Raw genomic sequence first — 18,911 nt, forward strand, 5'->3', positions numbered from 1 at the left:
GTGTGCGCTGTGCCACCGGACTGGCGCGGCGGCTAGTGCTGTCGGTGTCGTCGATGCTGATCGCGGTACCGGCGGGCGCGCAGGTGTGTAGCGGAACGCCGCCGCCGATCGCCGCCGACGGGCGCGTGCTGGGGCATCTGCCGTACGGCGACGCGCCGCCGGACGAGCTTGTGGCGGTGCCGGCTGACGTGGCGGTGCGCGGCTGCGTGCTGAGGCGCGACGTGCTGCCCGATCTCCAGCGCCTGTTCGCGGCGGCGGCGGCGAGCCCGGAGGTCGGCGGGCGCGTGCTGGCGCTGTCGTGCCATCGGTCGTTGACGCGGCAGGGCGGGGTGTTCTGTCGCGAACCGGCGACGGACGCGGACACGCGCGCGGTATCAGTAGCACCGCCGGGGCACAGCGAGCACGCGACCGGTTACGCGCTCGACTTCGCGTTCCGGCCGCGGGTGAACGGTTGCCCCGATGCCGAGGCGTGCGTGGCGGCGACGCCCGCGTTCCGCTGGTTGCGCGCGAACGCGCCGCGCTACGGGTTCGAGATGTCGTTTCCGGTCAGCAACACGCAGCGGGTGAAATGGGAGCCGTGGCACTGGCGCTGGGTCGGCATGAGTGCATCCACGCCGGGTGCGGCGCGCGCGCGGCTGCTGTTCGCGACCGCGCGGCGGCGGTTCCCGGCCTCGCCGGGGGTCGACACGGCGATCGAGGTCGCGAACGTGCCGCCGCCGCCGGTGTATCTGTCGCTGCCGCCTTTTGCCGAGCCGAGGGGTAAGCGACGGCGGCGGCGGTGAGGACGGGCAGCACGCGAAGCCGGACCCCGCTTCCTTGCCTCTGCTGAGGAGACGCGAGACCCCGGATCAGGTCCGGGCGACCGGGGGGGGTAGGTACCGGTAAGGGCCGGGCGATCGTCTCGCCCGGCCGTGCACGTCACTTCAGCTTGGCGGCGAGTTCGGCGATGCGCTGGCCCTGATAGCGCGCGCCGGCGAGTTCCTGCTCGTGCGGCTGGCGGCTGCCGTCGCCGTCGGCGATCGTCGACGCGCCGTAAGGCGTGCCGCCGAGCACTTCGGTGACGCCCATCTGGCCCTTGAAGCCATAGTCGAGCCCGACGATCGTCATGCCGTGGTGAAGCAGGTTGGTCAGGATCGAGAACAAGGTCGTCTCCTGCCCGCCGTGCTGGCTGGCAGTCGAGGTGAATGCGCCGCCGACCTTGCCGACCAGCGCCCCGCGCATCCACAAGCCACCGGTCGTGTCCCAGAACGCCGCCATCTGGCTGGGCATCCGGCCGTAGCGGGTGGGGGCGCCGACGATGATCGCGTCGTAAGCGGCGAGCGCGTCGGGGCCCTCGATCTCGGGGTGCGCGGTGTCGGTCTTGAAATGCGCCGACTTCACGACCTCGGCCGGAGCAGTCTCCGCAACGCGGCGGATGTCGACCTCGGCACCACCGGCGCGCGCACCCTCGGCGACGGCATCGGCCATCTGCTCGACGTGGCCGTAGGAGGAGTAATAGAGAACGAGGACCTTGGTCATGGCGTTATCCTTGATGCAGGTTGGTTGAAACCATCCCGGCGACAATGCCGGGACAGCGGTTCGGTTCAGTGAGCGGCGCGATTAGAGCGAGTCGACCAGCACCAGCTCGGCGTCGGCGAGTGCGGTGATCGTCACCGTCTGCCCGCCGCTCAGCGCGATGCCGTCTCGCGCCTCGTAGCGCTCGCCGTCGATCTCGACCGCGCCGGTGGCGGGGACGAGGTAGGCATGGCGCCCGGCGCCGACTTCGTGGCTGATCCGCTCGCCGGCCTTCACGGTCGCGGCGAGCACGCGCGCCTCGGCACGGATCGGCAGTGCGTCGCCGTCGTCGGCGAAGCCGCTGGCGAGCGTCACGAACTTGCCCGAGCGCTCACCCTTGGGGAAGGGCTTGGCACCCCAGGACGGGCTGCCGCCAGTGCGGGTCGGCTCGATCCAAATCTGGAACAGCGTGGTGGGTTCAGCCTCGAGGTTGTATTCGGCGTGGCGGACGCCCGAGCCCGCGCTCATCACCTGCACGTCGCCCGCGGCGGTGCGGCCGGTGTTGCCCATCGAGTCCTTGTGCGTGATCGCGCCCGAGCGGACGTAGGTGATGATCTCCATGTCGCGGTGCGGGTGCGGGGGAAAGCCGCTGTTCGGGGCGATCGTATCGTCATTCCAGACGCGGATCGCGCCCCAGCTCATCCAATCGGGGTCGTAGTAATTGGCGAAGGAGAAATGGTGCCGCGCGTCGAGCCAGCCGTGGTCGGCGTGGCCGAGCGACGTGAAGGGACGGCGTTCGATAGAAGGGATATTGGCGGTACGGTTCGCGACTGCGGTGTCGGTCATGATAGCCTCCGTTGTTGCCGCAGAGATAAGCGGGCGCAGGGGGCGCGAAAACGGAAACGATTGAAACGCATCGTTTCACGAGCTAGCGAGGGAACATGCGACTACCCGATCTGGAAGCATGGGCGATCTTCGCCGCGGTGGCGGAGCACCGCTCGTTCAGCGGCGCGGCCGAGGCGATCGGGCTGAGCAAGGCGACGGTGTCGAAGGCGGTGTCGCGGCTTGAGGCGCATCTGGGTCAGTCCTTGTTCCATCGCACCTCGCGGCGGCTCGCCTTGACCGAGGTGGGCCGTCCGCTCGCCGAGCGCGCGGCGCGGATGGTGGCGGAGGCGCAGGGGGCGGAGGAGCTGGCGCGCGATGCGGCCTCCGCGCCGGTCGGGCGCGTGCGGATGGCGGCGCCGATGTCGTTCGGCATCTCCAACGTCGCGCCGCTGGTGGCCGAGTTCTTGGTGGCGCATCCGGGGATCGAGATCGAGCTGCACCTATCCGACGCGCGGGTCGACATCGTGGCGGAAGGTTTCGATGTCGCGCTCAGGATCGCGGACCTGCCCGATTCGTCGCTGCGCGCGCGGCGGCTGTGCACGGTGGCGGCGCATCTGGTCGCCGCGCCGGCTTACCTTGCCGAACATGGTACGCCGACGCACCCGGCGCAGCTCGGCGAGCATCGGCTGCTCGGTTACACCAACGTTAGCGGGCCGTGGCGCTTCCGCGGGCCGGGCGGGGCGGAAGTGTCGGTCAAGGCGGAGGGGCCGTTGTCGGCAAACTCTGGCGACGCGCTCGTGCCCGCGCTGGTTGCGGGCTTGGGGATCGCGCGGCTGCCGGCGTTCATCCTGGGCGACGCGCTGACATCGGGCAAGGTGGTGCCGATCCTGCCCGAGTGGATGCCCGCAGGGGTCGCGCTGCACCTGCTGACTCCGCCGAGCGCGCTCCGGCCGGCGCGGGTCGAGGCGCTGATCGCGTTCCTGGTCGAGCGGCTGCGGGACTAACCGCGGCGCGCGGCATAAGCGGCGACGGTGCGGAACAGCAGGTCGAGGTCGTCGCGCGACACGTCAAACGTTTCGCCTAGATCATCGAGTGCGCGGTCGATGTCCTCCGGGTGGGGTACGCCCAGCATCGGCGGTGCGTGGCCGGCGGCGGGAACGGGGCGGTGCGGGTAGCTGTGACCGGAGAAGCGGTGAAACAGCACGCCGGCGAGCACCAGCACGACCGCGTTTGCGGCGACCGGCACGAAGGCGAACGTCCAGCCCTGTGCCTGGACCGCGCTGCCGCCCAGCACCGCGAGCAGGGAGGCGGCGCCGCCCGGCGGGTGGAGCGAACGGGTGAGCGACATCAGCGCGATCGCCGCGCCGACCGCGACGCCGGCGGCGAGCGCGGGGTGCGGCACCACGCGCGCCACCGCGCTGCCGACCAGCGCGGACAGCAGGTTCCCGCCGATCACCGGCCACGGCTGCGCCAGTGGGCTCGCCGGCACCGCGAACACCAGCACCGCCGAGGCACCCATTGGCGCGACCAGCAGCAGCGCAGGTCCGGGCGGCAGCAAGGCGGTACACAACGCAGCCGTCAGCGCGATGCCGGCAAACGCGCCCAGCGCAGCGATCATGCGGTCGCGCAGGTTCGCGCCGGCGAGGATGGGGTGGAACAGGCTGATCATCGCGCGCGGCTATGCGGCGCGTGGGGTTCGGGTTCAATCGCCGCTGGTGTCGTTGGACGACGCGCGCCATGCTGCGGGCAGGGGAGGGACGTGCATGATGATCCTGGGGCTGTTGTGGCCGACGTTCGCGCTGGTGGCATTGGTGTTCGTTGTCTGGGGCACGCTGTTTGCGCAGCGCATGGCGCACATGCGGCGGCGCAAGCCGTCGCTCGACGATTTCGCCAGCGGCGAGGCGGCGCGACGGTACTTCCAGCCGGTCGAGATGCCGGCGAACAACCTCGCCAATCTGTTCGAGCTGCCGGTGCTGTATTTCGCGCTGGTGCCGTTGTTGATCGTGACCGGGCAGGCGCATCTGCCGCAGGTGGTACTCGCCTGGCTGTTCGTGTCTTTACGCGCGGCGCACAGTGACGTGCATATCGTGCTCAAGAAGGTGCCGTTGCGCTTCGTTCTTTATCTCGGGTCGTCGGCGGTGTTGATGGCGATGTGGATCGGCTTCTTCGTCGACGCAGTCGGCATGGCGGGGCCGTTGGCGCAACCCTGATCGCGCGCGCGGCGTTGGCGGGCGAACAAGGAGAATGCCCGATGGCCGACACGTCCGACGACCAGCAGAAGATCTACGCCGACTTCAACGATGCGGTGAACATGACCCCGGCCGAGCTGGAGACGTTCCTCGACAGCGACGACAGCAAGCGCGTCGGCTGGAAGGGCGAGGACGGCGACGGCAAGGGAGAGAGCGTCGGCCACAAATCGGGCAAGCGCATCGTCGAGATCAAGCGCACGAAGAAAGCCGATCTGAGCGACGACGATTACGCGCACATGAAGAAGGTCACCGGCTACGTCCACCGCCACCTGGCGCAGGGTGGCCCGGCGGAGGACAAGGAACATTCCGACTGGCGCTACTCGCTGATGAACTGGGGGCATGATCCCCAGAAGGACTGACATGGGCGTGGAGGCGGCGGCCGGGTGACGTGATCCGTTGATCGTGGTTAAAGGATCGCAGTCGTAACGATCCGGACCCCGCAATGCCTCGACGACCGACTTGCCACCGCCTGTTCTCGCTGCTGCCGCTGACCTTCGCGCTGGTCGCGGCGGCGCCGGCGGCACCACCGAATTATGGCGCGCGGCTGGAGCGGTTCGCCTACCCCTGGCCGGTCAAGATCATGCCACTGACGGTCGTCGGTGAGGTGGCGGAGATGGCCTATATGGACGTGGTGCCCGAGCGGCCGAACGGGCGCACGGTGGTGCTGCTGCACGGCAAGAACTTCTGCGGCGCGACGTGGGAGGCGACTGCACGGCCGCTGGTGGATGCCGGATACCGGGTGGTGATCCCCGACCAGCTCGGCTTCTGCAAATCGTCCAAGCCGCGCGCCGCACAATACAGTTTCGAAGGGCTGGCAAGCAACACCGACAAGCTGCTCAAATCGTTAGGGATCGCGCACGCAACGGTGGTCGGTCATTCGATGGGCGGGATGCTGGCGATGCGTTACGCGATCATGTTCCCGGCGGCGGTCGACCGGCTGGTGCTGGTCAACCCGTTGGGCCTGCGCGACCGGTCGGAGGATGGGCTGCCCTATACCGACGTGGATACGTTATGGGCGGGGGAGCGCCGCACGAGCGCGGCGTCGATCAAGGCGTATCAGCTCGACAATTACTATCACGGACAGCGGCGGCCGACCTATGATCGCTGGGTTGCGATGCAGGCGGGGATGTACGCGGGCGCCGGGCGTGATCAGGTGGCGCTCGCGCAGGCGAAGACGGCCGAGATGATCAAGACGCAGCCGGTCGCGCACGAACTCTACCGCATCAAGGCGCCGACCACGATCATCATCGGCACGCTCGACAAGACGGCGTTCGGGCGCGCGCAGATGCCGGCGTCATTGCGCGGGTTCCTGCAGGCGATCCCGCAGATCGCGCCGGAGGCGGCACGCAAGATCCCGCGCGCGAAGCTGGTGAAGATGGAGGGGCTGGGGCACTCGCCACAGGTCGAAGATGCGGGGCGGTTTAATCGTACGCTGATGGGCGTGCTGAACGAAGCGACGGGGAGCTGACGGTCGCGTAACGGTGAAGCGCGTACGGAGGGTAGCGGCCGGCGTCGTTGTCGTTCGCGGCCACCAGCGTAATAGTAGCACGTGATCTCGGCCAGTGCGCGGCCATCAGCGCCGATGCGGCGAACAACAGCCCGCACCACGGCGACCACGGTGCGGCGATCAGCGCGACGATGCCGGCGGCGCGAATGAGGTCGCGAGCGGAGGGGGCAGTCGAGAGGCTCCACGCGGTCGAGGTCGCGACTGCGCCGACCAGCAACACCAGCCACGGGCCAGTCAGCACCGGTGACCACGCCGCGAGTGCTCTCATGTCGATCCAGCCGATGCCGCACGCCAATCCGGTGAACAGCAACAGGATCGCGGCAGTACGCATACGCGTGCGCCAGAGCTGGGATGCGGCAAGCGGCAGCAACGTTAGCGCCACGGGCGTCACCGCGCACGCGATCGTCACGGCCAACCCGATCGCGAAAGCCCGACGCCGTGCCGCGGTTTGCCTGACCGTCAGCGCAATCGGGAGAGTGAGAAAGGCGCGCACCGCATCGTCGGTCGCACGACCCTGGTTGCCACCGGGTTAAGGATCGCAGGCGCGGCGCGGCATTGACGCTCGCGCCGCTCGCCCGTATAGGCGCGGCTGCTCGACCGGAGGCGACTCCGGCGAGCAAGCTTGAACATTGCTGGATGCTTGAAGGACCTCAGGGGCCGTGACCGGTCGCCTCTTGGTCCTTTTCGTATTCCACGTGCTGTTATGGCTCCAGCAAAGTAACCTATGGAAAGGTGAAGGCTTCAATGCCGACGATCAACCAGCTGGTCCGCAAGGGCCGCGAACCGCAGAAGGCCAAGTCGAAGGTCCCTGCGATGGAGCAGAACCCGCAGAAGCGTGGCGTTTGCACCCGTGTCTACACGACGACCCCGAAGAAGCCGAACTCGGCGCTGCGCAAGGTGGCCAAGGTCCGCCTGACCAACCAGCGCGAAGTCATCAGCTACATTCCGGGCGAAGGCCACAACCTGCAGGAGCACTCGGTGGTGCTGATCCGCGGCGGGCGTGTGCGCGATCTTCCCGGTGTGCGTTACCACGTGCTGCGCGGCGTGCTCGACACGCAGGGCGTCAAGGACCGCCGGCAGTCGCGGTCGAAGTACGGTGCGAAGCGGCCGAAGTAAGCCGCTTTCTCCGTTTCTTTTGTAGCTGTTGAAAGGTTCTCCTCATGGCGCGTCGTCGTCGTCCAGAAAAGCGTGAAATCCTGCCGGACCCCAAGTTCGGTGATGTCACCCTGTCCAAGTTCATGAATTCGGTGATGCTCGACGGCAAGAAGTCCGTCGCGGAAGGCATCGTCTACGGTGCGATGGAAACCGTTGAGACTCGCGCCAAGCGCGAGCCGCTCGGCGTGTTCCACGACGCGCTGACCAACATCGCGCCGGGCATCGAGGTCCGTTCGCGCCGCGTCGGCGGTGCGACCTACCAGGTGCCGGTTGAGGTGCGTCCCGAGCGCGCGCAGGCGCTGGCGATCCGCTGGCTGATCACCGCCGCACGTGCACGCAGCGAGAACACGATGGCCGCGCGGCTGTCGGGCGAGCTGCTCGACGCGTCGAACAACCGCGGCAACGCGGTGAAGAAGCGTGAAGACACGCACCGCATGGCGGAAGCGAACCGCGCGTTCAGCCACTACCGCTGGTAACGCCGGCGCTGGTAAGTGGTCGGACGCTGGCCGATTGGTTGGCGTCCGCGTTAACATATACTATATGGGAGCAGCGGGTTCGCCCGCACTCCCGATAGCCGTTTTCCTCCGCGACGGAGGTGTAGGGTCGAGCTTGGACAAGCTCGGCCCGAACGGCTAGGGGGCGACCTCGCAAACGTTGGCATCGCCGGGCTGATCCGGCACAGGAGTGAAGCATCATGGCCCGCAGCCATCCGCTCGAACTTTATCGTAACATCGGCATCATGGCCCACATCGATGCCGGCAAGACGACGACGACCGAGCGTATTCTTTATTACACCGGCAAGTCCTACAAGATCGGCGAGGTCCACGAGGGCACCGCGACGATGGACTGGATGGAGCAGGAGCAGGAGCGCGGCATCACGATCACGTCGGCCGCGACGACCTGCAAGTGGAAGGCCGAGGAAGGCAACGGCCCCGAGCATCTGATCAACATCATCGACACGCCGGGCCACGTCGATTTCACGATCGAAGTCGAGCGTTCGCTGCGCGTGCTCGACGGCGCGGTGGCGTGCTTCGACGGCGTTGCCGGCGTTGAGCCGCAGTCTGAGACGGTGTGGCGTCAGGCGGACAAGTACGGCGTGCCGCGCATGTGCTTCGTCAACAAGCTCGACCGTACCGGCGCCGATTTCTACTTCTGCGTGCAGTCGATCATCGATCGCCTGGGTGCGCGTCCCGCAGTGCTGTACCTGCCGATCGGCATCGAGGGTGGCTTCAAGGGCCTGGTCGACCTGGTCGAGAACCGCGCGATCATCTGGCTCGAAGAGTCGCTGGGCGCGAAGTTCGAATATCAGGCGATTCCCGACGACATGGTCGAGAAGGCCGAGAAGTATCGCAGCGAGTTGATCGAGCTTGCCGTTGAGCAGGACGACGACGCGATGGAAGCGTATCTGGAGGGCAACGAGCCCGACGCGAAGACGCTGAAGGCGCTGATCCGCAAGGGCACGCTGAATATGTCGTTCGTGCCGGTCGTGTGCGGCTCGGCGTTCAAGAACAAGGGCGTGCAGCCCCTGCTCGACGCGGTGGTCGACTTCCTGCCCAGCCCGCTCGACGTGCCCGCGATCAACGGCGTCAAGCTCGACGGCGTCACCGAAGATTCGCGTCCGTCGTCTGACGAGGCGCCGTTCTCGGCACTGGCGTTCAAGATCATGAACGACCCGTTCGTCGGCTCGCTCACTTTTGCCCGTATCTACTCGGGCGTCCTCACCAAGGGTGGTTACCTGAACTCGGTGAAGGACAAGAAGGAGAAGATCGGCCGTATGCTCCTGATGCACGCGAACTCGCGTGAGGACATCGATGAGGCACGCGCGGGCGACATCGTCGCGATCGCGGGCCTCAAGGAGACGACGACCGGCGATACTTTGTGCGATCCGGCACATCCGATCATCCTGGAGCGGATGGAATTCCCCGAGCCCGTGATCGAGCTGTCGGTGGAGCCGAAGACCAAGGCCGACCAGGAAAAGATGGGCATCGCGCTCAACCGCCTGGCTGCGGAGGATCCCTCGTTCCGCGTGTCGACCGATCACGAATCGGGCCAAACCATCATCAAGGGGATGGGCGAGCTCCACCTCGAGATCCTGGTCGATCGCATGAAGCGCGAGTTCAAGGTCGAGGCGAACGTCGGTGCGCCGCAGGTGGCGTATCGCGAGTACCTCAAGAAGCCGGTGGATATCGACTACACGCACAAGAAGCAGTCGGGCGGTACCGGCCAGTTCGGCCGCGTGAAGGTGAAGCTGACGCCGGGCGAGCGCGGCGAAGGCATCATCTTCAAGGACGAGATCAAGGGCGGTAACATTCCGAAGGAATATATCCCCGCGATCGAGAAGGGCTTCCGTGAGACGGCAGCCACGGGCTCGCTGGTCGGCTTCCCGATCATCGATTTCGAGATCCTGCTGTATGACGGCGCGTACCACGACGTCGACTCGTCGGCGCTGGCGTTCGAAATCTGTGCGCGCGGCGCGATGCGCGAAGCGGCACAGAAGTCGGGCATCACGCTGCTCGAGCCGGTGATGAAGGTCGAGGTCGTGACGCCCGAGGATTACCTCGGCGACGTGATCGGCGACATGAACAGCCGTCGTGGTCAGATCCAGGGCACCGACAGCCGCGGCAACGCGCAGACGGTCGAGGCGATGGTCCCGCTGGCCAACATGTTCGGCTACGTGAACTCGCTGCGCTCGTTCACGCAGGGTCGCGCGAGCTACTCGATGCAGTTCTCGCACTATGACGAAGTGCCGCAGAACGTGGCGGACGAGGTGAAGGCCAAGCTCGCCTAAGGTGCACGGGGGCAGGGCGACCTGCTCCCGAGAGACCGCAGGCCGGCCGACCTCGGGCCTGCCCGAGGATCGACGACGCGGAATTCACTTCCGCGTCGCCCCGTAACCGGGACGGTCCCGGCCAAGGGGTTTGCGCAACACGAATTCTGCCGCTATGGGGCCGCCTTCACGGCGGGTCCTGCGTGCGGCTCCAGTGACATCCAAGAAGGTAGGGAAACAATGGCTAAGGCTAAGTTTGAGCGGACCAAGCCGCACCTCAACATCGGCACCATCGGTCACGTCGACCACGGCAAGACCTCGCTGACGGCGGCGATCACCAAGGTGCTGGCAGAGAACGTTGCGGGTAACGCGGCGGTTGACTTCGCAAACATCGACAAGGCGCCGGAAGAGCGCGAGCGCGGCATCACGATCTCGACCGCACACGTCGAGTACGAGACGGCGAACCGCCACTACGCGCACGTCGACTGCCCGGGTCACGCCGATTACGTGAAGAACATGATCACCGGTGCCGCCCAGATGGACGGCGCGATCCTGGTCGTGTCGGCGACCGACGGTCCGATGCCGCAGACCCGCGAGCACATCCTGCTCGCCCGTCAGGTCGGCGTGCCGGCGATGGTCGTGTTCATGAACAAGGTCGATCTGGTCGACGACGAGGAAATCCTCGAGCTGGTCGAGCTGGAAATCCGCGAGCTGCTGAGCTCGTACGAGTTCCCGGGCGACGACATTCCGATCATCAAGGGCTCGGCCACTTGCGCGCTGTCGGGTTCGGACCAGAAGCTCGGCACCGACGCGGTGATGGAGCTGATGGCTCAGGTCGACGAGTACATCCCGCAGCCGGAGCGTCCGCTCGACAAGCCGTTCATGATGCCGATCGAGGACGTGTTCTCGATCTCGGGTCGCGGCACCGTCGTCACCGGCCGCGTCGAGACCGGCGTGGTGAAGGTCGGCGAGGAAGTCGAGATCGTCGGTATCCACCCGACCGTCCGCAAGACCACGGTCACGGGCGTCGAAATGTTCCGCAAGCTGCTCGACCAGGGTCAGGCCGGCGACAACGTCGGTGCGCTGATCCGCGGCGTGGCGCGTGACGAGGTGGAGCGCGGTCAGGTGCTGTGCAAGCCGGGCTCGATCAAGCCGCACACCGACTTCGCGTCGGAAGTGTACGTGCTGTCGAAGGACGAGGGTGGCCGTCACACGCCGTTCTTCGCCAACTATCGTCCGCAGTTCTACTTCCGCACGACCGACGTGACCGGCACCGTTGAGCTGCCCGAGGGCACCGAGATGGTGATGCCGGGCGACAACGTTGCCCTCGGCATCAAGCTGATCGCGCCGATCGCAATGGACGTCGGCCAGCGCTTCACCATCCGCGAGGGCGGTCGTACCGTCGGCGCAGGGGTTGTCAGCTCGATCGACAAGTAATATAGGCGCAAGCCATACGGAGATCGGTGGTTCGCCACCGGTCACCAGCAAGCGGCCCGCACCGGTTCACACCGGGGCGGGCCGTTCGCTTTTAAGTAGGGACACCCCCGCGCTGCGGCTCGCCGCCCGCGCTCGTGTGTCACGTCATTCGCGTTTTTAAACCAGCAAGAGCCGCTTCCGGCGGCCCGCTCTTTCGCATCGGTAGGGAACATGGACACCAACATCCGCATCCGCCTGAAGGCATTCGATCATCGCGTGCTCGACCAGGCGACCGGCGACATCGCCGACACCGCACGCCGCACCGGCGCGCTGATCCGTGGCCCGATCCCGCTTCCGACCCGCATCGAGAAGTTCACCGTCAACCGCGGCCCGCACGTTGACAAGAAGAGCCGCGAGCAGTTCGAGGTGCGCACCTACAAGCGCATGCTCGACATCGTGCAGCCGACCCCGCAGACGGTTGACGCGCTGATGAAGCTCGACCTCGCGGCCGGTGTTGACGTCGAGATCAAGCTGGCCTAATGCGCCGGCTCCCGCGGTTGACGCCAACTTGGTGAGTCCCGCGGGTTTGTCGTTTCCGCAGGTACGGGAACGACGGTGACGGCTCCGCCACGGCGGGGCTTGCCACAACAAAGAGATACCGCCGGCGGCAACGCCTCCGGGACAGCGTCTCCCGTCACGCTCCTGAAAAGGGGTGACCAGCCCGGGACGGGGGCACGCTTCGCTTATCCGGGTTGAACCGTCGTTCGTGCGAAAGTGCGAACGGCACAAGCACCTGCGGGATGGGCTCGTGGGTGCCTCTGTCAAGGAGCACAGATCATGCGCACTGGCGTGATCGCGAAGAAAATGGGCATGACGCGCCTGTTCCAGGATGATGGCCGGCACGTGCCCGTCACCGTTCTGCAACTCGAAGGCTTGCAGGTCATCGCCCGTCGCGAGATGGACCGTGACGGCTACACCGCCGTTCAGCTTGGCGCAGGCAGCGCCAAGGCCAAGAATGTTTCCAAGCCGCAGCGCGGCCACTTCGGCAAGGCCGAGGTTGAGCCGAAGGCAGTGGTGCACGAGTTCCGCGTGACCGAGGACAACCTCCTCGACGTCGGCGCCGAGCTCGCCGCCGATCACTACGTTGCCGGCCAGTACGTCGACATTCAGGGCCGTACGCAGGGCAAGGGTTTTGCCGGCGGTATGAAGCGCTGGAACTTCGGCGGTCTGCGCGCCACGCACGGCGTGTCGGTCAGCCACCGTTCGCTCGGTTCGACCGGTCAGCGCCAGGATCCGGGTCGCGTCTTCAAGAACAAGAAGATGGCCGGCCACATGGGCGACAAGAACCGCACGCAGCAGAACCTCGAGATCGTCGGCACCGACGTCGAGCGTGGCCTGATCTTCGTCAAGGGCTCGGTGCCCGGCTCGAAGGGCGGCTGGTTGTTCGTCAAGGACGCGGTCAAGCAGGATCGCCACGAGAGCGCGCCGTTCCCGGCCGGCCTGAAGCAGGCTGCCAACAACAACACCGCCGCGGACACGCCGGCCGAGATATCGGCCGACACGCAGGCGACCGACGGCCAGGAGGGCTGAACGTGAAGGTCAAGGTTTCCTCCTTTGCCGGCACCGATGCGAGCGAGATCGAGCTCAACGACGAGGTCTTCGGCCTCGATCCGCGTGCCGACATCCTGCACCGCGTCGTGACCTGGCAGCTCGAGAAGCGCCGTGCGACCGCACGCGGCACGCGTGAGCGCGCCGACGTTGCCCTCACCGGCAAGAAGTTCGGTCGCCAGAAGGGCGGCGGTACGGCACGTCACGGCGATCGCCGCGCGCCGGTGTTCATCGGCGGTGGTAAGGCGCACGGCGCCCGCGTCCGCGACTTCAATCCGGGGCTGAACAAGAAGGTTCGCGCGCTGGGTCTGAAGATGGCGCTGTCGAGCCACGCAAAGAACGGCTCGCTGATCGTCCTCGACGGCTTCTCGGTCGCCAAGACCGCAGAGCTGAAGGGTCACTTCGCGACGCTCAACGCCGGCAAGCGCACGCTGGTCATCGACGGTGACTCGGGCGAGGGCTTCCGCGCCGGTCGCAACCTCGTCGGCGTCGACCTGCTCCCCGCGGTGGGCGCGAACGTCTACGACATCATCAAGGCTGACACGCTGGTCCTGACCCGCGCGGCGGTCGAGAAGCTGGAGGCTCGCTTCAATGGCTAAGCAGGCAAAGGCGATCGACAACCGTCACTATGACGTGATTGTCGCGCCGCACATCACCGAGAAGGCAACCCTTCTCTCCGAGCAGAACGCAGTTGTGTTCAAGGTCGCGAACAAGGCAACCAAGCCGGAGATCAAGGCAGCGGTCGAGGCGCTGTTCGACGTGTCCGTGAAGAGCGTGAACACGATCGTGCAGAAGGGCAAGACCAAGCGCTGGAAGGGTGCACCCTATCAGCGTTCGGACATGAAGAAGGCGATCGTGACCCTTACCGAGGGTCAGTCGATCGACGTCACCGAGGGGGCCAAGTAAGATGGCACTCAAGCATTTCAATCCGACCTCGCCCGCGCAGCGCGGCCTGATCCTCGTCGACAAGTCGTCGCTGTGGAAGGGCAAGCCCGTCAAGGCGCTGACCGAGGGCAAGTCGAAGACCGGCGGCCGCAACAACAAGGGCCACGTGACCAGCCGCGGCATCGCGGGTGGCCACAAGCAGCGCTATCGCCACATCGACTTCAAGCGTCGCAAGTGGGACGCCGAGGGCACGGTCGAGCGGCTGGAATACGATCCCAACCGCACCGCGTTCATCGCGCTGGTGTCTTATGCGGACGGCGAGCAGGCCTACATCATTGCGCCGCAGCGTCTCGCGGTCGGTGACAAGGTGATCGCGGCAAAGAAGACCGACACCAAGCCCGGCAACGCGATGGAGATCGGTCAAGTCCCCGTCGGCACCATCGTCCACAACGTGGAGATGAAGCCGATGAAGGGTGGGCAGATCGCACGTTCGGCCGGCACCTACGTGCAGGTCGTGGGTCGTGACCGCGGCATGGTGATCGTTCGTCTGAACTCGGGCGAGCAACGCTACATTCGCGGCGAGTGCATGGCGACCGTCGGTGCGGTGTCCAACCCGGACAACCAGAACACCAACCTGGGCAAGGCCGGTCGTTCGCGCTGGATGGGCAAGCGCCCGCTGACGCGCGGTGTTGCGAAGAACCCGGTTGACCACCCGCACGGCGGTGGTGAAGGCCGGACCTCGGGCGGCCGTCATCCGGTCACGCCTTGGGGCAAGCCGACCAAGGGTGCGCGCACCCGCCACAACAAGTCTACGGACAAGATGATCATCCGTAGCCGTCACGCGAGGAAGAAGTAATGGCGCGCTCCGTCTGGAAGGGCCCGTTCGTCGAACTGAGCCTTCTCAAGAAGGCCGAAGCCGCGCAGGACGCGGGTGGCCGCGCACCGATCAAGACCTGGTCGCGTCGCTCCACCATCCTGCCGCAGTTCGTCGGTCTGACGTTCACCGTGTACAATGGCCGCAAATTCGTGCCCGTCTCGATCAACGAGGACATGGTCGGCATGAAGCTCGGCGAATTCGCGCCGACCCGTTATTTCCCGGGTCACGCGGCTGACAAGAAGGGCAAGCGCTGATGTCGAAGCCAGCATCCCCTCGCAAGGTCGGCGACAAGGAAGCCTTGTCCGTCGGCACGCAGATCCGCGGATCGGCGCAGAAGCTCAACCTGGTCGCGGGCCTGATCCGCGGCCGCAAGGTCGGTGACGCGCTGAACATCCTGCAGTTCTCGACCAAGGCGATGGCCGTGGACGCGCGCAAGGTGCTCGCATCCGCGATCGCCAACGCCGAGAACAACCACAACCTCGACGTTGACGCGCTCGTCGTCGCCGAGGCGTCGGTCGGCAAGTCGATCACCATGAAGCGGTTCGCCACGCGCGGCCGCGGCAAGTCCACCCGCATCCTGAAGCCGTTCTCGCGGTTGCGGATCGTCGTGCGCGAGCAGGAAGAAGCCTAATGGGTCACAAGAGCAACCCCATCGGTCTGCGCCTGCAGATCAACCGCACCTGGGACAGCCGCTGGTTCGCGGAAGGTCAGGATTACGGTCGCCTGTTGCTGGAGGATCTGAAGATCCGCAGCTACATCATGAAGACGCTGCCGCAGGCGGCGATCTCCAAGGTGGTGATCGAGCGTCCGGCCAAGCTGTGCCGCATCTCCGTCTTCGCTGCACGCCCCGGCGTGATCATCGGCAAGAAGGGCACCGACATCGAGCGTCTGCGCAAGGTGATCGGTGGCATGACGGCATCCGACGTGTCGCTGAACATCGTCGAGATCCGTAAGCCCGAGGTCGACGCCAAGCTCGTCGCGCAGGGTATCGCCGATCAGCTCGAGCGTCGTATCGCCTTCCGTCGTGCGATGAAGCGCGCGGTGCAGTCGGCGATGCGCCTGGGTGCCGATGGCATCCGCGTTGCCTGCGGTGGCCGCCTGGGCGGCGCCGAGATCGCGCGTTCGGAGAGCTATCGTGAGGGCCGGGTGCCGCTGCACACGCTGCGCGCCAACCTCGACTATGCCGAAGCGCAGGCGCACACCGCTTACGGTGTGTGCGGCGTCAAGGTGTGGGTGTTCAAGGGCGAGATCCTCGGCCACGACCCGATGGCGCAGGACCGGCTGATGATGGAGGCCCAGACCTCCGGCGTGCGCCCCGCGCGCGACGATCGCCGCTAAGGCTTAGGACAGAACATGCTGCAACCAAAGCGCACCAAGTTCCGCAAGGCGTTCAAGGGCCGTATCCACGGCGACGCCAAGGGCGGCACGGCCCTCAACTTCGGCTCGTACGGGCTGAAGGCGATGGAGCCGGAACGCATCACCGCGCGTCAGATCGAGGCGGCTCGCCGCGCGATCACGCGTCACATCAAGCGCCAGGGCCGTCTCTGGATCCGCATCTTCCCGGACGTTCCCGTTTCGTCGAAGCCGGCCGAAGTCCGCATGGGCTCGGGCAAGGGTTCGCCGGAGTTCTGGGCCGCCCGCGTCAAGCCGGGCCGGATCCTGTTCGAACTCGACGGCGTCGAGGGCAAGATCGCCGCGGAGGCGTTCGAGCGCGCCGCGATGAAGCTGCCGATCAAGACCAAGGTGGTGGCGCGTCTGGGCGACACGTCGCACCTGGGAGGCGAGTAAGATGGCGAAGAACAAGAGCGATTTCGCTGGTCAGACCGATGACCAGCTCGGCGAGAACCTGGGCCTGCTGAAGCGCGAGCAGTTCAACCTGCGCTTTCAGGCGGCGACCAACCAGCTCGAGAAGCCGAGCCGCGTGCGCGAGGTCCGCAAGGACATCGCCCGCATCAAGACCCAGCAGGCGCAGCGCAACGCTGCCGCTGGCAAGTAAGAGGACGAGAGACATGCCGAAGCGCGTGCTGACCGGGGTGATCGTCTCGGACAAGGGCGAGAAGACGGTGGTCGTCAACGTGGAGCGCAAGGTCAAGCACCCGCTCTACGGCAAGATCATCCGCCGTTCGAAGAAGTACCACGCCCATGACGAGGCGAACGAGTACAAGCAGGGCGAGACCGTGCGCATCGAAGAGACTGCGCCGATGTCGAAGCTCAAGAACTGGAAGGTGGTCGAGCGGGTCAACACCCATGCGACGCCGGAACGGGTCGACGTCGACGCATAATGCGTCGGGCGTGAGAGCCCTTGGCTCGTTTCGTGCAGGGTCTGCTTCGTGCAGAGACCACATGAGCGAACGAAGGGGCGACGTAGCGATCGAGGCGTAGGTCCACCGCGGGCTTGCGTTTCGTCGCCGGGGCGGTTACCGGACCGCTCCCCCTGGTGCAGGCCCGTCCAGAACGGTCGCCCGCGCCGGGGGTCGTTATTTTGGGCGGGGTTGGGTCGGTATCCACCCCATTGGACAAGGAATTGGGTCAATGATCCAGATGCAGTCGAACCTCGACGTCGCTGACAACAGCGGCGCGAAGCGTGTGCAGTGCATCAAGGTGCTGGGCGGCTCCAAGCGTCGTACGGCCGGCGTGGGCGACATCATCGTCGTCTCCGTCAAGGAAGCACAGCCGCGCGGCCGCGTGAAGAAGGGCGACGTTCACCGCGCCGTGATCGTGCGTACCGCCAAGGACATTCGCCGCGCCGATGGCTCGGTGATCCGCTTCGACGGCAATGCCGCGGTGCTGGTCAACAAGAACGAGGAGCCGATCGGCACCCGTATCTTCGGGCCGGTCGTGCGCGAGCTGCGTGGCCGCGGCCACATGAAGGTCATCAGCCTGGCGCCGGAGGTGCTGTGATGAGCAACGTGAAGATGAAGATCAAGAAGGGTGATCAGGTCATCGTCCTGTCGGGCAAGGACAAGGGCAAGACCGGTACGGTCACGCTCGCCAGCCCGCGCGACCAGAAGGTCGTGGTCGGCGGCATCAACGTCGCGACCCGCCACCGCAAGCCGAGCCAGGCGCAGCCGCAGGGCGGCCTGGAGCGCATCGAAGCGCCGCTGCACGTCTCCAAGGTCGCGCACGTGACCGCCGACGGCAAGCCGACGCGCGTGCGTTACGAGATGCAGGACGGGAAGAAGGTCCGCGTCGCGGTCAAGACCGGGAGCAAGATCGATGGCTGATTACAAGCCCCGCATGAAGTCGATGTACGACGACTCGATCGCGAAGGCGATGACCGAGAAGTTCGGGTACAAGAACGTGCTCGAGGTTCCGCGGATCGAGAAGATCGTGCTCAACATGGGCGTCGGTGAGGCGACCCAGGACAAGAAGAAGGTCGAGCAGGCAGCGTCCGAGATGGAGCTGATCGCCGGCCAGAAGCCTGTCATCACCAAGGCGAAGAAGTCGATCGCGCAGTTCAAGCTGCGTGAAGGTATGCCGATCGGCGTCAAGGTGACGCTGCGTCGCGAGCGCATGTACGAGTTCCTCGACCGCTTCATCACGATCGCGCTTCCCCGCGTCCGCGACTTTCGCGGACTCAACCCGAAGAGCTTCGACGGCCGTGGCAACTATGCGTGCGGCATTAAGGAGCAGATTGTGTTCCCCGAGATCAACTATGACCGCATCGACAAGGTGCGCGGCATGGACGTGATCGTCACGACCAGCGCGAAGACCGACGACGAGGCGCGCGAGCTGCTCCGTTTGTTCGGCTTCCCGTTCCCGCAGGAAGATGACTCGGCCGAAGCGCCGCGTCAGGCTGCGTAACAAAGAGAGCTTAAGTCCATGGCGAAACTGAGTTCCGTGAACAAGAACGAGCGTCGCAAGAAGCTCGTCAAGCAATATGCCCCGAAGTTCGCGAAGCTGAAGGCGATCGCGAACGACGAGTCGCTCGATGAGACCGAGCGTCTCATCGCGCGTCTCAAGATGTCCGAGCTGCCGCGCAACGCGAACCCGACCCGCATCCGCAACCGTTGCGAGATCACCGGGCGCCCGCGCGCTTATTACCGCAAGTTCCGTCTCGCTCGCGTCATGCTGCGTGATCTGGCCAACAAGGGCCTGATCCCCGGCCTCACGAAGTCGAGCTGGTAA

The 18,911-nt window shown here is 66.0% G+C and carries 28 protein-coding genes; 24 read left to right on the plus strand and 4 right to left on the minus strand.

What is annotated here, in order from left to right:
* The first annotated feature begins 2 nt into the window (after positions 1-2).
* Complete coding sequence (locus HRV97_RS07500; protein WP_343044459.1) at positions 3-782, plus strand: M15 family metallopeptidase; 780 nt, start codon at positions 3-5, stop codon at positions 780-782.
* A gap of 136 nt (positions 783-918) precedes the next feature.
* Here the strand turns inward: HRV97_RS07500 and wrbA are convergent, their stop codons facing one another.
* Together wrbA and HRV97_RS07510 are read right to left on the minus strand one after the other, a co-directional pair.
* On the minus strand, positions 919-1,518 hold the full coding sequence (wrbA, locus tag HRV97_RS07505) for an NAD(P)H:quinone oxidoreductase (protein WP_174193505.1): 600 nt from the start codon (positions 1,516-1,518) through the stop codon (positions 919-921).
* A gap of 81 nt (positions 1,519-1,599) precedes the next feature.
* Positions 1,600-2,340: a pirin family protein gene (locus HRV97_RS07510; protein ID WP_174193507.1), complete on the minus strand. Its 741-nt coding sequence runs from the start codon at positions 2,338-2,340 to the stop codon at positions 1,600-1,602.
* 95 nt (positions 2,341-2,435) lie between these two features.
* On the opposite strand from HRV97_RS07510, the gene HRV97_RS07515 reads away from it, so the two are divergent.
* Complete coding sequence (locus HRV97_RS07515) at positions 2,436-3,323, plus strand: LysR family transcriptional regulator (RefSeq protein WP_174193509.1); 888 nt, start codon at positions 2,436-2,438, stop codon at positions 3,321-3,323.
* On the opposite strand, the gene HRV97_RS07520 is transcribed toward HRV97_RS07515, so the two are convergent.
* The gene (locus HRV97_RS07520; RefSeq protein ID WP_174193806.1) at positions 3,320-3,985 is read right to left on the minus strand and encodes an HPP family protein; all 666 of its coding nucleotides are present in this window, start codon (positions 3,983-3,985) and stop codon (positions 3,320-3,322) included. The two genes, HRV97_RS07515 and HRV97_RS07520, sit on opposite strands and share 4 nt — an antisense overlap.
* A gap of 97 nt (positions 3,986-4,082) precedes the next feature.
* Here HRV97_RS07520 and HRV97_RS07525 point away from each other — a divergent pair, with 97 nt between their 5' ends.
* From HRV97_RS07525 to HRV97_RS07535, 3 genes are all read left to right on the plus strand, one after another.
* A complete protein-coding gene (locus tag HRV97_RS07525) occupies positions 4,083-4,529 on the plus strand; it encodes an MAPEG family protein (RefSeq protein WP_174193511.1) in 447 nt (148 codons plus the stop codon).
* 41 nt (positions 4,530-4,570) lie between these two features.
* Positions 4,571-4,927, plus strand: a complete 357-nt coding sequence (locus HRV97_RS07530) for a DUF3140 domain-containing protein (protein ID WP_174193513.1) — start codon at positions 4,571-4,573, stop codon at positions 4,925-4,927.
* Positions 4,928-5,010: 83 nt separating this feature from the next.
* Positions 5,011-6,036: an alpha/beta fold hydrolase gene (locus tag HRV97_RS07535; RefSeq protein WP_174193515.1), complete on the plus strand. Its 1,026-nt coding sequence runs from the start codon at positions 5,011-5,013 to the stop codon at positions 6,034-6,036.
* On the opposite strand, the gene HRV97_RS07540 is transcribed toward HRV97_RS07535, so the two are convergent.
* Entirely contained in the window at positions 5,990-6,484 is a 495-nt protein-coding gene (locus HRV97_RS07540) for a hypothetical protein (RefSeq protein ID WP_174193517.1), read from the minus strand. The genes HRV97_RS07535 and HRV97_RS07540 overlap by 47 nt on opposite strands.
* A 335-nt stretch (positions 6,485-6,819) precedes the next feature.
* Here HRV97_RS07540 and rpsL point away from each other — a divergent pair, with 335 nt between their 5' ends.
* The 19 genes from rpsL to rpsN all read left to right on the plus strand — a co-directional run bounded on the left by rpsL (position 6,820) and on the right by rpsN (position 18,911).
* Positions 6,820-7,191 (plus strand): 30S ribosomal protein S12, encoded by a 372-nt coding sequence (gene rpsL, locus HRV97_RS07545; protein WP_029936467.1) that lies wholly within the window; start codon positions 6,820-6,822, stop codon positions 7,189-7,191.
* A gap of 44 nt (positions 7,192-7,235) precedes the next feature.
* On the plus strand, positions 7,236-7,706 hold the full coding sequence (rpsG, locus tag HRV97_RS07550) for a 30S ribosomal protein S7 (RefSeq protein WP_174193519.1): 471 nt from the start codon (positions 7,236-7,238) through the stop codon (positions 7,704-7,706).
* A 218-nt stretch (positions 7,707-7,924) separates the two neighbouring features.
* Positions 7,925-10,018: an elongation factor G gene (fusA, locus tag HRV97_RS07555; RefSeq protein ID WP_174193521.1), complete on the plus strand. Its 2,094-nt coding sequence runs from the start codon at positions 7,925-7,927 to the stop codon at positions 10,016-10,018.
* A gap of 219 nt (positions 10,019-10,237) precedes the next feature.
* Positions 10,238-11,434 (plus strand): elongation factor Tu, encoded by a 1,197-nt coding sequence (tuf, locus tag HRV97_RS07560; protein WP_174193523.1) that lies wholly within the window; start codon positions 10,238-10,240, stop codon positions 11,432-11,434.
* Positions 11,435-11,644: 210 nt separating this feature from the next.
* Positions 11,645-11,953 (plus strand): 30S ribosomal protein S10, encoded by a 309-nt coding sequence (gene rpsJ, locus HRV97_RS07565; protein WP_019516011.1) that lies wholly within the window; start codon positions 11,645-11,647, stop codon positions 11,951-11,953.
* A gap of 297 nt (positions 11,954-12,250) precedes the next feature.
* Complete coding sequence (gene rplC, locus HRV97_RS07570; RefSeq protein ID WP_174193525.1) at positions 12,251-13,003, plus strand: 50S ribosomal protein L3; 753 nt, start codon at positions 12,251-12,253, stop codon at positions 13,001-13,003.
* Positions 13,004-13,005: 2 nt separating this feature from the next.
* The gene (gene rplD / locus HRV97_RS07575; RefSeq protein WP_174193528.1) at positions 13,006-13,620 is read left to right on the plus strand and encodes a 50S ribosomal protein L4; all 615 of its coding nucleotides are present in this window, start codon (positions 13,006-13,008) and stop codon (positions 13,618-13,620) included.
* Complete coding sequence (locus tag HRV97_RS07580; RefSeq protein WP_019516014.1) at positions 13,613-13,927, plus strand: 50S ribosomal protein L23; 315 nt, start codon at positions 13,613-13,615, stop codon at positions 13,925-13,927. Before rplD ends, HRV97_RS07580 begins: the two co-directional genes overlap by 8 nt.
* A gap of 1 nt (position 13,928) precedes the next feature.
* On the plus strand, positions 13,929-14,762 hold the full coding sequence (gene rplB, locus HRV97_RS07585; protein ID WP_174193530.1) for a 50S ribosomal protein L2: 834 nt from the start codon (positions 13,929-13,931) through the stop codon (positions 14,760-14,762).
* On the plus strand, positions 14,762-15,037 hold the full coding sequence (rpsS, locus tag HRV97_RS07590) for a 30S ribosomal protein S19 (protein WP_019516016.1): 276 nt from the start codon (positions 14,762-14,764) through the stop codon (positions 15,035-15,037). Before rplB ends, rpsS begins: the two co-directional genes overlap by 1 nt.
* Entirely contained in the window at positions 15,037-15,414 is a 378-nt protein-coding gene (gene rplV, locus HRV97_RS07595; RefSeq protein WP_174193533.1) for a 50S ribosomal protein L22, read from the plus strand. The genes rpsS and rplV overlap by 1 nt, the downstream gene beginning before the upstream one ends.
* Entirely contained in the window at positions 15,414-16,121 is a 708-nt protein-coding gene (rpsC, locus tag HRV97_RS07600) for a 30S ribosomal protein S3 (protein ID WP_174193535.1), read from the plus strand. The genes rplV and rpsC overlap by 1 nt, the downstream gene beginning before the upstream one ends.
* Positions 16,122-16,136: 15 nt before the next feature.
* A complete protein-coding gene (rplP, locus tag HRV97_RS07605) occupies positions 16,137-16,571 on the plus strand; it encodes a 50S ribosomal protein L16 (RefSeq protein ID WP_019516019.1) in 435 nt (144 codons plus the stop codon).
* Between the two features lies 1 nt (position 16,572).
* On the plus strand, positions 16,573-16,779 hold the full coding sequence (gene rpmC / locus HRV97_RS07610) for a 50S ribosomal protein L29 (RefSeq protein WP_174193537.1): 207 nt from the start codon (positions 16,573-16,575) through the stop codon (positions 16,777-16,779).
* A gap of 13 nt (positions 16,780-16,792) precedes the next feature.
* A complete protein-coding gene (gene rpsQ, locus HRV97_RS07615) occupies positions 16,793-17,065 on the plus strand; it encodes a 30S ribosomal protein S17 (RefSeq protein WP_019516021.1) in 273 nt (90 codons plus the stop codon).
* A gap of 250 nt (positions 17,066-17,315) precedes the next feature.
* A complete protein-coding gene (rplN, locus tag HRV97_RS07620; protein WP_019516022.1) occupies positions 17,316-17,684 on the plus strand; it encodes a 50S ribosomal protein L14 in 369 nt (122 codons plus the stop codon).
* Positions 17,684-18,007 (plus strand): 50S ribosomal protein L24, encoded by a 324-nt coding sequence (gene rplX, locus HRV97_RS07625; protein WP_246248589.1) that lies wholly within the window; start codon positions 17,684-17,686, stop codon positions 18,005-18,007. Before rplN ends, rplX begins: the two co-directional genes overlap by 1 nt.
* The gene (gene rplE, locus HRV97_RS07630; RefSeq protein ID WP_174193539.1) at positions 18,000-18,587 is read left to right on the plus strand and encodes a 50S ribosomal protein L5; all 588 of its coding nucleotides are present in this window, start codon (positions 18,000-18,002) and stop codon (positions 18,585-18,587) included. The genes rplX and rplE overlap by 8 nt, the downstream gene beginning before the upstream one ends.
* Positions 18,588-18,605: 18 nt before the next feature.
* The gene (gene rpsN / locus HRV97_RS07635) at positions 18,606-18,911 is read left to right on the plus strand and encodes a 30S ribosomal protein S14 (protein WP_026325812.1); all 306 of its coding nucleotides are present in this window, start codon (positions 18,606-18,608) and stop codon (positions 18,909-18,911) included.

It is taken from the genome of Sphingomonas hominis (assembly GCF_013328205.1).
Classification (GTDB): domain Bacteria; phylum Pseudomonadota; class Alphaproteobacteria; order Sphingomonadales; family Sphingomonadaceae; genus Sphingomonas; species Sphingomonas hominis.

Bases quoted from the DNA above. Each gene is read 5' to 3' on its own strand.
- wrbA (WP_174193505.1), bottom strand. From the start codon at position 1,518: ATGACCAAGGTCCTCGTTCTCTATTACTCCTCCTACGGCCACGTCGAG.
- HRV97_RS07510 (WP_174193507.1), bottom strand. From the start codon at position 2,340: ATGACCGACACCGCAGTCGCGAACCGTACCGCCAATATCCCTTCTATC.
- HRV97_RS07515 (WP_174193509.1), top strand. From the start codon at position 2,436: ATGCGACTACCCGATCTGGAAGCATGGGCGATCTTCGCCGCGGTGGCG.
- HRV97_RS07525 (WP_174193511.1), top strand. From the start codon at position 4,083: ATGATGATCCTGGGGCTGTTGTGGCCGACGTTCGCGCTGGTGGCATTG.
- HRV97_RS07530 (WP_174193513.1), top strand. From the start codon at position 4,571: ATGGCCGACACGTCCGACGACCAGCAGAAGATCTACGCCGACTTCAAC.
- HRV97_RS07535 (WP_174193515.1), top strand. From the start codon at position 5,011: ATGCCTCGACGACCGACTTGCCACCGCCTGTTCTCGCTGCTGCCGCTG.
- rpsL (WP_029936467.1), top strand. From the start codon at position 6,820: ATGCCGACGATCAACCAGCTGGTCCGCAAGGGCCGCGAACCGCAGAAG.
- rpsG (WP_174193519.1), top strand. From the start codon at position 7,236: ATGGCGCGTCGTCGTCGTCCAGAAAAGCGTGAAATCCTGCCGGACCCC.
- fusA (WP_174193521.1), top strand. From the start codon at position 7,925: ATGGCCCGCAGCCATCCGCTCGAACTTTATCGTAACATCGGCATCATG.
- tuf (WP_174193523.1), top strand. From the start codon at position 10,238: ATGGCTAAGGCTAAGTTTGAGCGGACCAAGCCGCACCTCAACATCGGC.
- rpsJ (WP_019516011.1), top strand. From the start codon at position 11,645: ATGGACACCAACATCCGCATCCGCCTGAAGGCATTCGATCATCGCGTG.
- rplC (WP_174193525.1), top strand. From the start codon at position 12,251: ATGCGCACTGGCGTGATCGCGAAGAAAATGGGCATGACGCGCCTGTTC.
- HRV97_RS07580 (WP_019516014.1), top strand. From the start codon at position 13,613: ATGGCTAAGCAGGCAAAGGCGATCGACAACCGTCACTATGACGTGATT.
- rplB (WP_174193530.1), top strand. From the start codon at position 13,929: ATGGCACTCAAGCATTTCAATCCGACCTCGCCCGCGCAGCGCGGCCTG.
- rpsS (WP_019516016.1), top strand. From the start codon at position 14,762: ATGGCGCGCTCCGTCTGGAAGGGCCCGTTCGTCGAACTGAGCCTTCTC.
- rplV (WP_174193533.1), top strand. From the start codon at position 15,037: ATGTCGAAGCCAGCATCCCCTCGCAAGGTCGGCGACAAGGAAGCCTTG.
- rpsC (WP_174193535.1), top strand. From the start codon at position 15,414: ATGGGTCACAAGAGCAACCCCATCGGTCTGCGCCTGCAGATCAACCGC.
- rplP (WP_019516019.1), top strand. From the start codon at position 16,137: ATGCTGCAACCAAAGCGCACCAAGTTCCGCAAGGCGTTCAAGGGCCGT.
- rpmC (WP_174193537.1), top strand. From the start codon at position 16,573: ATGGCGAAGAACAAGAGCGATTTCGCTGGTCAGACCGATGACCAGCTC.
- rpsQ (WP_019516021.1), top strand. From the start codon at position 16,793: ATGCCGAAGCGCGTGCTGACCGGGGTGATCGTCTCGGACAAGGGCGAG.
- rplN (WP_019516022.1), top strand. From the start codon at position 17,316: ATGATCCAGATGCAGTCGAACCTCGACGTCGCTGACAACAGCGGCGCG.
- rplX (WP_246248589.1), top strand. From the start codon at position 17,684: ATGAGCAACGTGAAGATGAAGATCAAGAAGGGTGATCAGGTCATCGTC.
- rplE (WP_174193539.1), top strand. From the start codon at position 18,000: ATGGCTGATTACAAGCCCCGCATGAAGTCGATGTACGACGACTCGATC.
- rpsN (WP_026325812.1), top strand. From the start codon at position 18,606: ATGGCGAAACTGAGTTCCGTGAACAAGAACGAGCGTCGCAAGAAGCTC.